This window comes from Salinimicrobium sp. TIG7-5_MAKvit (genome assembly GCF_049569215.1).
GTDB classification, from domain to species: Bacteria; Bacteroidota; Bacteroidia; order Flavobacteriales; family Flavobacteriaceae; genus Salinimicrobium; species Salinimicrobium profundisediminis.
Map to the genome: position 1 here is coordinate 2,444,592 of NZ_CP145903.1, position 11,457 is coordinate 2,456,048.

An 11,457-nucleotide genomic window follows, 5' to 3' on the forward strand; every position below is an offset into this window, starting at 1 on the left:
AAACCCTTTATACAACCTCAAAATTCTGTTATCTTTGCCACTTCCTGTAGAAGCCTGCAGGTAAAAAAAATAAAAGACATGAATGTTCAGGACGTACTCGCCGCGCAGGTAAAAGAAGCGGTTAGCAATATTTTTAATGTAACGTTGGAGACGGTTGAGTTTCAGCCTACCCGAAAGGACTTTGAAGGTGACATCACCCTGGTCACATTTCCTATGTTGAGGCAAATAAAAACCAGTCCTGTAAAGCTTGGGGAGGCCATAGGTGATTACCTGGTTGCCCATAACCAGGAGATCGAAAAGTTCAACGTTGTTCAGGGGTTTTTGAATATTGTCCTGGCCGATGCTTACTATCTCAATTTCTTCGGAAAAGTAAAAGATGATCCTGACTTCGGAAAAGCTGCTGTAGGTGAGGAATCTATCATGGTAGAATATTCTTCGCCAAACACCAATAAACCATTGCATTTAGGACACATCAGAAATAACCTTTTGGGGTATTCAGTTTCTGAAATCCTGAAGGCTTCAGGAAAAAAAGTTTACAAAACCCAGATCATCAATGACCGCGGAATTCATATTTGTAAATCTATGCTCGCGTGGCAAAGATTTGGAAATGATGAAACGCCCGGGTCAACGGGTCTAAAAGGGGATAAGTTAGTAGGAAACTACTATGTGAAGTTCGATAAGGCTTACAAAGAGGAGGTTTCTTATTTGCAGGCCCAGGGAAAGACCGAAGATGAGGCAAAAGCTGAAGCCCCTATTTTAAAAGATGCCCAGGAAATGTTGCGTAAATGGGAAGCCGGCGATGCTGAAGTTGTTGAGCTGTGGAAGACCATGAACCAGTGGGTATATGATGGTTTTGAGGAAACTTATGCTAAACTGGGGGTCGATTTTGATAAAAATTACTACGAAAGTAACACTTACCTGCTCGGTAAAAACGTAGTTGCCGAAGGTCTTGAAAAAGGCATTTTTTACCGAAAGGATGATGGCAGCGTATGGATAGACCTTACCGATGAAGGCCTCGATGAAAAGATCGTACTGCGAAGCGACGGTACGGCGGTTTACATGACACAGGATATTGGTACTGCCATACAGCGTGTAAAAGATTACCATATCAACGGGATGGTTTACACCGTGGGGAATGAGCAGGATTATCACTTCAAAGTGCTCTTTTTGATCCTGAAGAAATTGGGATACGAATGGGCTGAAAATCTTTACCATTTGAGCTACGGAATGGTGGATCTTCCCAGCGGAAAAATGAAAAGTCGTGAAGGCACCGTGGTAGATGCCGATGATCTTATTGAGGAAATGACAGCCACCGCCAAAAATATTTCTGAAGAGCTGGGGAAACTCGATGGCTATTCGGAAGCTGAAAAAGAAGAGCTTTATCGGATTATAGGCCTGGGGGCTTTAAAATATTATATTCTGAAGGTAGATCCGCGGAAGCGAATATTGTTTAATCCTGAAGAATCTGTAGATTTCCAGGGAAATACAGGTCCTTTTATACAGTACACCTACGCCCGAATCCAGTCTATCCTTAGAAAAGCTGAATTTGATTACTCAAATCCTATTTTTGAGTACAGCCTGAATGAAAAAGAAAAACAACTCATCAAACAGCTTCAGCTTTACCCCGAAACTGTTCAGCTTGCAGCCGAAAATCACAGTCCGGCGCTTATAGCTAATTATACCTATGAGCTGGTAAAGGAATTCAATAGTTTTTATCAAAATGTGACTATTTTGGGAACCGAGGATGAGACAGAAAAGAACTTCAGGGTGCAGCTGTCAAAAGCCGTGGGAGATGTGATCAAATCTTCGTTCGCACTTCTGGGAATTCAGGTGCCCGAAAGAATGTAAGCCGAAGTACGAAGGTGGAAATACGAGTTTAGAAGTGCGAACGTGGCACTGCCGTCACTTCGAGTGAATTTTGACCAGCGGAAGCTGTGGAAAATTTGTATCGAGAAGACAGGCAGGGGAATTGGGAAGTTAGAATTACTAAATTAGAAGTAAGAGTTTAGCATTGCCGTCAGGTTGAGTGTTTTCCCGTAGCGGCAGCGAAAGTAAAAATATATCGAGACTAGAGGCAGAGTACGAGTTAAGAAGTAAAAAAGAGGTGTTAAAAATGTCATTTTTGAGACCCCTTCCGAAGAAATGTAAAAAAAATTTTTCCGAAAAGTGACATTTTTGGAGCAGATGTGAAGTTGAAAGTTTTCACTTCAGCCTCAAATCATTAAATTTGCAACTGCCTGTAAAACCCGGCAGTATTTAAATCTGAGAGAATATGTTCGAAAGTTTAAGTGATAAGTTAGATAATGCATTACACGTCCTCAAAGGACATGGGCAGATTACTGAAGTTAACGTTGCCGAAACTCTTAAAGAGGTAAGGCGGGCCCTTGTTGATGCCGATGTGAACTATAAAATTGCCAAAGAATTTACTTCTAAGGTAAAGGAAAAGGCACTTGGGCAAGACGTTCTTACCGCTCTAAAGCCGGGACAAATGATGGTAAAGCTGGTAAAAGACGAGCTTACCACGCTTATGGGTGGAGATGCCGAAGGTATCAACCTTTCTGGGAACCCATCGGTGATCCTTATGTCGGGTCTTCAGGGGAGTGGTAAAACCACTTTTTCGGGTAAGCTGGCAAATTACTTAAAGACCAAGAAATCTAAGAACCCTCTTTTAGTTGCCTGTGATGTGTACCGTCCTGCAGCAATTAATCAGTTGCACGTAGTTGGAGATCAGGTTGGGGTTGAGGTATTTAGTGATGAGGGAAATCAGGATCCTGTTGCTATTTCTAAAGCCGCCATTGCTCACGCAAAAGCAAACGGTCACAATGTGGTGATTATCGATACCGCCGGTCGTCTTGCTGTAGATGAAGCGATGATGACCGAGATCGCAAATATTCACAGTGCCATCCAGCCGCAGGAAACGCTTTTTGTAGTTGATTCCATGACGGGGCAGGATGCTGTTAATACCGCTAAAGCCTTCAACGACCGACTCAACTTTGACGGGGTAATTCTTACAAAACTTGACGGGGATACCCGTGGTGGAGCTGCGATCTCAATTAAGTCTGTAGTAAACAAGCCAATCAAATTTATTGGTACGGGTGAGAAGATGGATGCGATTGATGTTTTCTATCCTTCCCGTATGGCCGACCGTATCCTTGGAATGGGAGACGTTGTATCTCTTGTTGAAAGGGCACAGGAGCAATATGATGAAGAAGAAGCGAGAAAACTTCAGAAGAAGATTGCCAAGAACGAATTTGGGTTTGATGACTTTTTGAACCAACTTCAGCAGATCAAGAAGATGGGATCTATGAAAGACCTTATGGGGATGATCCCGGGCGCGGGAAAAATGCTGAAAGATGTGGAGATTGATGATGACGCTTTCAAGCCTATTGAAGCCATTATTCATTCGATGACACCAGAAGAACGTTCAAAACCATCAGTTATAAACGCCTCACGTAAAAAAAGAATAGGAAAAGGATCGGGCACCTCGGTACAACAGGTAAATCAGCTTTTAAAGCAGTTCAGCCAAATGAGTAAGATGATGAAAATGATGCAGGGCGGCGGCGGAAGAAAGATGATGCAGATGATGAAGGGGATGAAATAAGTGGTCAGTGTTCAGTGATCGGTGTTCAGAATCTTTAAAAGTACGATATGAAGTTTCAGGATCTATTTGCTTATCAAAAATCAATTGAACTTTCAATGCAGATTTTTGAGGTTTCAAAATCCTTCCCAAGAGAAGAGATTTATTCCCTCACTGATCAAATAAGGAGATCTTCCCGGAGTGTATCTGCTGCTATTGCTGAAGCTTATAGAAAACGAGATTATCCAAGACACTTCGCGAGTAAACTGACAGATGGAGATGCCGAAAACTCTGAAACTCAGGTATGGCTTGAATACGCCTTTAGATGTTCCTACCTTCCTGAGGTTGAGTATCAAAGACTGTTCGGTGAGAGTGAGGAGGTTGGGAAACTAATAAATTACATGATCCTAAATCCCGGAAAATTTGGGGTGAAGAAGAGAGAATAAATTACATATTAAAAACTGATCACTGATCACTGACCACTGATTACTAATAACTGCACACTCAAAACATGGAGCTCCTCGACGGTAAAAAATTAAGCAACGAAATTCAGGATGAAATTGCCCTGGAAGTTCAAAAAATGAAAGAACGTGGGGAGAAGGTCCCCCATTTGGCAGCCATTATTGTTGGTAGTGACGGCGCCAGCTTAACCTACGTAAATGCCAAAGTTAATGCGTGTAAAAGGGTAGGGTTTGAATCTTCCGAATACCGTATGTCTTCAAACACCAGCGAGATTGAACTTCTGGCCAAGATTGAAGAGCTTAATAACAATGACGATATTGATGGCTTTATAGTACAGCTGCCGCTACCGCCACAAATCAATACTCAAAAAGTGCTTTTAGCGGTGAGTGCCGATAAGGATGTGGATGGTTTTCACCCTACCAACTTCGGAAAAATGTCTCTCGACATGTCCTCCTTTATACCGGCGACACCGTTTGGAATTCTTGAGATGCTTGAGCGGTACAACATCCCCACCAAAGGGAAACACACCTGCGTGATTGGTCGTAGTTACATAGTGGGAAGACCCATGAGTATACTTATGGGGAGACAGGGATTCCCGGGTAACTCTACGGTAACTCTTACTCACGAATTCACAAAGAACATTACTCAAATTACTTCACAGGCCGATATCATCATCATTGCTGTAGGGATTCCTAACTTCCTGAAAGCAGAAATGGTAAAAGATGATGCCGTGGTAATTGATGTGGGAATAACCCGCGTACCTGATGAAACCAAGCCAAAAGGTTACAGGATCACGGGCGATGTCGATTTTGAAAATGTTTCACAAAAGGCAAGTTACATCACTCCGGTGCCCGGTGGAGTGGGACCTATGACCATTGCCATGCTTCTTAAAAATACACTGCTGGCCCGGGAGGAGCACCGTGCAAGAAGTAATGCTAAATAATATCAGGTTTAGGCGTTTAGTAATTTAGCCTCGTCGATTTTCCAGTCGAGATAAGCATGTAAGTCGGATTCAATGAACCGAACGGCAATTGTGAAAAGCGCAAAATCGTCTACATAGCCTACTCCCGGAAGAAAGTCGGGTAGCATATCCATTGGATTAAAAACGTAGAGCAGGGTCAATCCTATAGCGGCAATTGTGAACCACGGCATTTGATTGTATTCTCCTTTTCTATAGTCTTTAAGCATGCCAAACATAAGCTTTCCCAGTTCGGCATATTTTTTCATGCCCGCACCTTTTAACTTTTTATCGATGGCATCTTTGTTCTTCATGACCATATCCAAATCCCCTTCATTAACTTTAGAAACTTCGGTCTCCAGATAGTCTTTGTTGATCTTCTTCTTTACATTTTCTAACATAGCATTTTTGTTTTGTGGTTAAAGTTTGTTTTCTGTTTTTCCGTATTCATGCTTGTATATCTTTAAGATAAGCAAAAACAGAGATACGAGCAAAGGCCCGAAAATAAGCCCTATAAACCCAAACAATGGCACCCCAACCACAACCCCAAAAAGAGTAATAAGCGGGTGTACACTGGCAAGGCGGTTAAGTATGTACAGCCTTAAAATATTGTCTGTAATCCCCACGATCACAAAGCCATAAATTACAATAAAAACCGCCTGCCATTCCATGCCCATTGAATAAAGCAGAATGGTTACAGGAACAATTCCTATGGCGGTACCAATAAAAGGTACCATGGCGCCAATGGCAGTAATTACGAACCAGAACAAGGGATCGGGTACGCCTACAATGAGGTAGCCAATTAATGCAACTATTCCCTGGAAAAATGCCACCAGTGGAATACCTAAAGCATTAGATTTTACCATTTCATCACCTTCGTGGCCTATAACCTCAAGATTGTTTTCACCCAACGGGATGTAAGAAATGATCATATCTTTAAGCCTGTCGCGGTTCATCAACATATAATACAGCAAAAAATACATGATACTTATTGCTATAAAAGCATTAAATGTGCCGGCACCAAGAGACTGGAGGTTGTTAGAGAGCCAGTTGGCCACCCGGGCCGAATCAATACTCTGGCTAAGATCATAACCCACATAGATCTCAGCTTCATTAATCTGATCCTTTACTGCCTGCAACACCATTTCTGAATTGGTCACAGCCTTGCCTATTTTTGAGGTAAGCATAATAGCAGTAAGCGTGATAGGCACCAGGATCCCAATGAAGGAAAGGAACATGAGGAAAGCGGCTGCCAATACAGGTTGCCATCGCTTTTCTACCAACCAGGTCATAGGCTTTCTTAGCACAACATAAAGGGTGATTGCGCCAAGTACTCCTGAGAGATAAGGTAAAATCTCCCGAAAGATTAAAACCAGCATGAATATAATGAGGAGTAGTACGAACAGTTGTCGCACTAAAGATGGTTTTAATCTGTTCATTGAAAAGTAATTATTTCTCGAATAACTGGTCTATATTTTTAAAAGCTTTGAATTCCAGCGCGTTTCCGCAGGGATCTTTAAAGAACATGGTGGCCTGTTCTCCTGCCTGTCCTTCAAACCGAATGTATGGCTCTATGACAAAATCAACATCCTTTTCTTTTAGTTCCTGCGAGAAGGAATTAAAAGTTTCCCAATCCAGCACCACCCCAAAATGTGGGATGGGCACATCTTTCCCGTCTACAGGATTGCTGCCGCTATTGTCAATTTCAGAAGCGGCTTTGTAATGTATTACCAGTTGATGTCCAAAAAAATTGAAATCTACCCAGTGATCACTACTTCGTCCTTCTTCCAGGTTTAAGGTTTCTCTATAAAATTTTCTTGCCTTTTCCAGATTGTCTACCGGGATGGCTAGGTGAAAAGGTTGGATCTTCTGCATTTTTTTAATGGTTGCGTAACGCGTTGATAAGTTCTTTCTTGCTCATTTTTGAACGTCCTTCTATCCCCGCCTCTTTGACTTTTTTATAAAGATCGTCTTTGCTACGGTCTTCATATTTATCGGCCTTACCACCTTTTTTACCTGTGTTCTCTGAGTTGGCGATTCTCGCAGCTTTCTCTTTACTCGCCCCTTTATCTCTCAGAGCTTCGTATTGATCTTCGTTCTTAATGCGATTGTCTGGCATATCTTTTTTCTTAAAAATAAGCAGATATGCTCAATCATTTGCTTAATTGAGTGTTAAGATTCCCGGTTTCTTCTTTTTCTTCGGAAGTTTTTCTGATTCTCCGGATTTTTTCCGAAGGTTTTCTTAGAAGTGGTATTGGAGGGTTTAGGCTTTGAACTCGCTGGTTTTTGTTCAACAGAAGCATCTTCTGTTTTACTTGATTCTCCCGTTAAGCGATCAAGGTCGTCCAGTTCCTTTTGGGTGAGATGACGATACTGTCCCACCGGCACATCAAGTTCAATATTCATGATGCGTATTCTCTTTAGCTTCACTACTTCATAACCCAGGTACTCGCACATTCTGCGAATTTGCCGGTTTAAACCCTGGGTGAGGATAATCCTGAAAACGGACTTGCTCAATTGTTCCACCTCACATTCGCGGGTAACGGTGTCTAAAATGGGAATTCCTGAAGACATTCTTCTAAGAAAGTCAGGCGTGATCAATCGGTCTACAGTAACTATGTACTCTTTTTCGTGATTGTTTCTCGCTCTAAGAATTTTATTGACAATATCCCCGTCGTCGGTTAGTAAAATCAGACCTTCACTGGGTTTGTCGAGTCTGCCAATGGGGAAGATTCGGGTAGGGAAATTTATATAATCTACTATATTCTTCTTTTCCGCCTGATTTGTAGTACAAACAATACCTATAGGTTTATTGAAAGCCAGGTAGACGTTGTCTTTTTTTGGAGGCACAATGAGTTCGCCGTTCACCCGCACTTCATCTTCGGGGCTAACTTTTGTTCCCATTTCGGGAACCTTGCCGTTAATGGTTACCCGCCCCTGTTCAATGAGAGTGTCGGCTTTACGGCGGGAGCAGTAGCCTACTTCACTAAGATATTTATTTAAGCGAGTAAGATTTTCAGAAGACATTCAGAAATATTAAAGAGTTAATCCCAATCTACCATAAAATACTTGATTTTGGCATCATCGGGAATTTGGGAAGCCTGTATGCGGGTTTGCGTATCATAGCGCAGTTCTACGGGCAGCTGTTTTTTATCAATGGTTACATATACGTTCAATTCATCAATAAAAATCACGGCTGCGCTTAGAGTGTTCTCAATTCTCGAAATGTCATAGTTCTGTACAATATCCTGGAATGTACTTTCTTTTCCAAGACCTTTGGCCGTCTTATAACGCGGGTCGAGTACCTGGATGAATCCAATGGTACTGGTGGAGTCAAAGGCCTGCACAGGTTCGATCAACAGGAGTTTGTTGCCCTGGTTATCATAAACTTCTATTTCATTGCTTTTCCTGTACAATTCGCTTTTACTTACCTGTTTTACAAGCGAATCTTCAGCAAAAATTGAATCGAGTTGATTAATTTTTATGTCGCTGGTCAAACGTCCTATACTATTAGAGGTAATGAGGAAAGGATCCTGTTCTTTTTCACAGGAAATCAGGAAGCCAGCAGTAACAAAAAGGAGGAGTAAAAAACTTTTTCGCATGATGTTTAGGTAATTTTTTAAAATTTAATGAGTTCCTCATTCCTTTATGAAGGGAATGTGGTTGACTTTTTATTTTTGGTTTTTTTCAGATTGGTATGATCCCTTCCTTTATTCACCCTGTCATTTATTTTTTATGGCTCCTGCTTCCCTCGTGCCCTTCTTTCTTCATGTAAGAGCTCTGTATTTAAAATCTTCAGCATTTCACATAATGACCTTTCAGTAAACGAAATTTTACCCAACTTCATATACCGAGGCAAAACTTCTTTAAAATGTCATTTACCGAACGCCTTTAAAATTTTTATAAAAGTAAGAATTGTGAGGGATTGACGGACTTTCTTACGGGCCTAAATTAACGAACTGCCGGATTTAATAATGTAAAAGTCCCGTTGTTCGCGTTCATTTTGGCCAGTATTCCGTTGGGAATAGTGAAGTTATCGCTAATGTGCCCAATCATACTTCCAGAAAATGCCGGAATTTTTAAAGGCTTTAAATAGTGGTCCAGAACTTCTTCCAGGGTTAGGGAGCCATAACCTCCGGCGCCTCCGGGGTCACAATCGCTACACTTTCCAAAGATAAAACCACTTATTTGTTCCAGAACCCCGCCCAGTTGTAGCTGTGACATCATCCTGTCTACGGCATAGATCTGTTCTCCTACATCTTCGAGATAAAGAATTTTATTTTGCCATTGGGTAGGGAAATAAGGTGTGCCCATAATATTGGTAAGTACAGAAAGATTTCCGCCCAGGAGTTCTCCCGTTGCGGTTCCCGGAGTTATGGTTCTTATCCTGTTTCTGGTTTGGGCAAGCATTCCGCCTTTCTCATTTGGGTTTGAGTAGGCAATAGCTTCTGCATTAAATAGAAGGTCTTTAAAATGATCTACGGCAAAAGAATTCCATGTTGAGGTTGCCAAAGGTCCGTGAAAGGTTACAAGTCCGGTTTTTTTATAAATAGCCAGGTGCAGTGCGGTAATGTCGCTGTAACCGATAAATATCTTCGGATTTTTTTTGATTTCCTCATAATCGAGCAGTGGCAGAATTCTCGCTGCCCCCGAGCCACCTCTAAGGCAAATTATCGCGTCAACTTCCGGATTCCGCCACATGTCATTAAATTCGGTAGCCCTTTGTTCATCAGTTCCTGCAAGGTGACCATGGCGGGTACGCACAAACTCTCCCAACTTCACTTTAAGGCCCATGGCCTGCATAGATTCAATAGCAATCTCATAAGGTTCAGACTCATATATGGCCCCCGCAGGGCTCACTATGCCAATGGTATCACCTGCAGCTAGGCGTTTTGGTTTAGAAACATCCTGTAAAGAACCGGTGACAGAAAATGAAGTGGCTAAACTATGAAGCGGAATTGCAAGGCTGCCAAGGCCCACATTGCGAAGAAAATTTCGTCTCTGCATAATTTTGGTTTAAAAATGGCATTTTTGAGCCTCCATAAAACTAATAATTTAAATGAATATCACGCAGAATGATCTCCATACCTGCTTTTATTTCTGCGGAAGGAACCATATAATTGTTATTCATAAAACTGAAGATGAGTATTTTGCCGCTTTTGGTTTTTAAATAGCCGCTTAAAGCATGTACGTTGCTAATTGTCCCGGTTTTGGCATAGATATAAGGCTCTTTGGCTTTATAAAAGTTCTTAATGGTGCCAGATTCACCTCCGGCAGGGAGCAGTCCAAAAAGCCTTTTTTGAGGCACCTCTTTAGAGATCTTTTCAAGAAGCTGTACTACAGTCTTAGGTGTGAACTTGTTGTAAATAGACAAACCAGAGCCATCTACCCACTTTATCTCCTGAGATAGATCCTGAAGATGATTTTTCTTCATATAGTTAATGGCGATATCGGTTTTAAGCGTATCAGATATTTCTCTGGAACTCATAAGCAGCAGCTGTTCGGCAATAAAGTTGTCACTAACCTGCAGCATTCGCTTGTAAAGGCTGTCTGTAGGAATACTATAAAGCAGTTTGCTATTGCTGAAGTCAACTTTTTTAGGATCCAGTATTTTTACCGGTTTCTGAAGGGTGTCGGACAGTAGGGCGGTAACCAGATGTGGAGAATGAATAAAAGGAACAATTCGGCTTCTGTTTTCTGCTTCGGCGGGCTGCTGATAAAGGAATTTGTTTTGGTCGTGATTTCTCACAACTGTAAAGCTGCTTCCTGAGTCAGGGGAATCTTTTACGAGGTAACGATTGAAATACGCAGGTTTGGCAACGGGAACTGTATTTTCAGCTGAAGATGTGAAGGTGGCATAATTTCCGAAGAGAGGCATAGCTGCCCGTTCTACAGAATAGTAGTAGTTGTAATCATCCCACGACCAGCCGGGGCCAAAATGTTTTTCCTCATGTATGGGCGGCACGTAATAAAGGGTTTCATTTCTTTCTTTTAAAAAATCATAAACGACAGTAGATTCCAGCTTGTCGTACAAAAAAGAAGGATCGCCTGTCCCTCTAAAAATCAGGGAATCTTCCTTTACAATATACTCAAGGCCTACAGCGGAATCCCCTAAAATTTTTAATCCTGCATAGAAAGTAAAAAGTTTGGTATTTGAGGCCGGGGTGAAATATTTTTCGGAGTTGTGTTCAAAAATGACTTTTTTCTCAGCCGGATCATAAATATATATTCCGGAAAATCCTGTTTTAAAAGGTGGATATTCCTGCAATGTATTTTGTGCTTCCATAGTGAGCTTACGCGAGGAGGAGCAGGAGCTGAAGATTAAAACTATCAGAATAATTTGAAGAACAAGCTTCAAAAATGACATTTTTGAATGATTGTTTTTTCTCACTTGTAAGGGATTTTAAAAAGAAAATTCAAGTTAGCTTTTTTTTATTATCTAAAGGTTTTTTAGAAGAAA

The 11,457-nt window shown here is 41.5% G+C and carries 12 protein-coding genes; 4 read left to right on the forward strand and 8 right to left on the reverse strand.

Features of this window, described 5'->3' with window-relative positions:
- Window positions 1-78: 78 nt before the first annotated feature.
- From argS to V5739_RS11020, 4 genes are all read left to right on the forward strand, one after another.
- Window positions 79-1,848: an arginine--tRNA ligase gene (argS, locus tag V5739_RS11005; protein WP_423818190.1), complete on the forward strand. Its 1,770-nt coding sequence runs from the start codon at window positions 79-81 to the stop codon at window positions 1,846-1,848.
- Between the two features lie 424 nt (window positions 1,849-2,272).
- Complete coding sequence (ffh, locus tag V5739_RS11010; protein ID WP_266070263.1) at window positions 2,273-3,601, forward strand: signal recognition particle protein; 1,329 nt, start codon at window positions 2,273-2,275, stop codon at window positions 3,599-3,601.
- Window positions 3,602-3,648: 47 nt separating this feature from the next.
- The gene (locus tag V5739_RS11015) at window positions 3,649-4,023 is read left to right on the forward strand and encodes a four helix bundle protein (RefSeq protein WP_423818191.1); all 375 of its coding nucleotides are present in this window, start codon (window positions 3,649-3,651) and stop codon (window positions 4,021-4,023) included.
- 65 nt (window positions 4,024-4,088) lie between these two features.
- Entirely contained in the window at window positions 4,089-4,982 is an 894-nt protein-coding gene (locus tag V5739_RS11020) for a bifunctional 5,10-methylenetetrahydrofolate dehydrogenase/5,10-methenyltetrahydrofolate cyclohydrolase (protein ID WP_266070265.1), read from the forward strand.
- 8 nt (window positions 4,983-4,990) lie between these two features.
- On the opposite strand, the gene V5739_RS11025 is transcribed toward V5739_RS11020, so the two are convergent.
- The 8 genes from V5739_RS11025 to dacB form a co-directional block, all read right to left on the reverse strand.
- The gene (locus V5739_RS11025; RefSeq protein ID WP_423818192.1) at window positions 4,991-5,398 is read right to left on the reverse strand and encodes a YkvA family protein; all 408 of its coding nucleotides are present in this window, start codon (window positions 5,396-5,398) and stop codon (window positions 4,991-4,993) included.
- 18 nt (window positions 5,399-5,416) lie between these two features.
- On the reverse strand, window positions 5,417-6,436 hold the full coding sequence (locus tag V5739_RS11030; protein WP_423818193.1) for an AI-2E family transporter: 1,020 nt from the start codon (window positions 6,434-6,436) through the stop codon (window positions 5,417-5,419).
- 10 nt (window positions 6,437-6,446) lie between these two features.
- Entirely contained in the window at window positions 6,447-6,872 is a 426-nt protein-coding gene (locus V5739_RS11035; protein WP_423818194.1) for a VOC family protein, read from the reverse strand.
- A 4-nt stretch (window positions 6,873-6,876) separates the two neighbouring features.
- Window positions 6,877-7,116 carry a DUF7218 family protein gene (locus V5739_RS11040; protein ID WP_423818195.1) on the reverse strand — a complete coding sequence of 80 codons (240 nt, stop codon included), beginning with the start codon at window positions 7,114-7,116 and terminating at the stop codon, window positions 6,877-6,879.
- Window positions 7,117-7,169: 53 nt separating this feature from the next.
- Entirely contained in the window at window positions 7,170-8,024 is an 855-nt protein-coding gene (gene rluF / locus V5739_RS11045) for a 23S rRNA pseudouridine(2604) synthase RluF (RefSeq protein ID WP_423818196.1), read from the reverse strand.
- 17 nt (window positions 8,025-8,041) lie between these two features.
- Window positions 8,042-8,599: a hypothetical protein gene (locus tag V5739_RS11050; RefSeq protein ID WP_423818197.1), complete on the reverse strand. Its 558-nt coding sequence runs from the start codon at window positions 8,597-8,599 to the stop codon at window positions 8,042-8,044.
- A 349-nt stretch (window positions 8,600-8,948) separates the two neighbouring features.
- Complete coding sequence (locus V5739_RS11055) at window positions 8,949-10,004, reverse strand: S66 peptidase family protein (RefSeq protein ID WP_423818198.1); 1,056 nt, start codon at window positions 10,002-10,004, stop codon at window positions 8,949-8,951.
- A gap of 40 nt (window positions 10,005-10,044) precedes the next feature.
- Complete coding sequence (gene dacB, locus V5739_RS11060; protein ID WP_423818199.1) at window positions 10,045-11,364, reverse strand: D-alanyl-D-alanine carboxypeptidase/D-alanyl-D-alanine endopeptidase; 1,320 nt, start codon at window positions 11,362-11,364, stop codon at window positions 10,045-10,047.
- Window positions 11,365-11,457 lie beyond the last annotated feature (93 nt).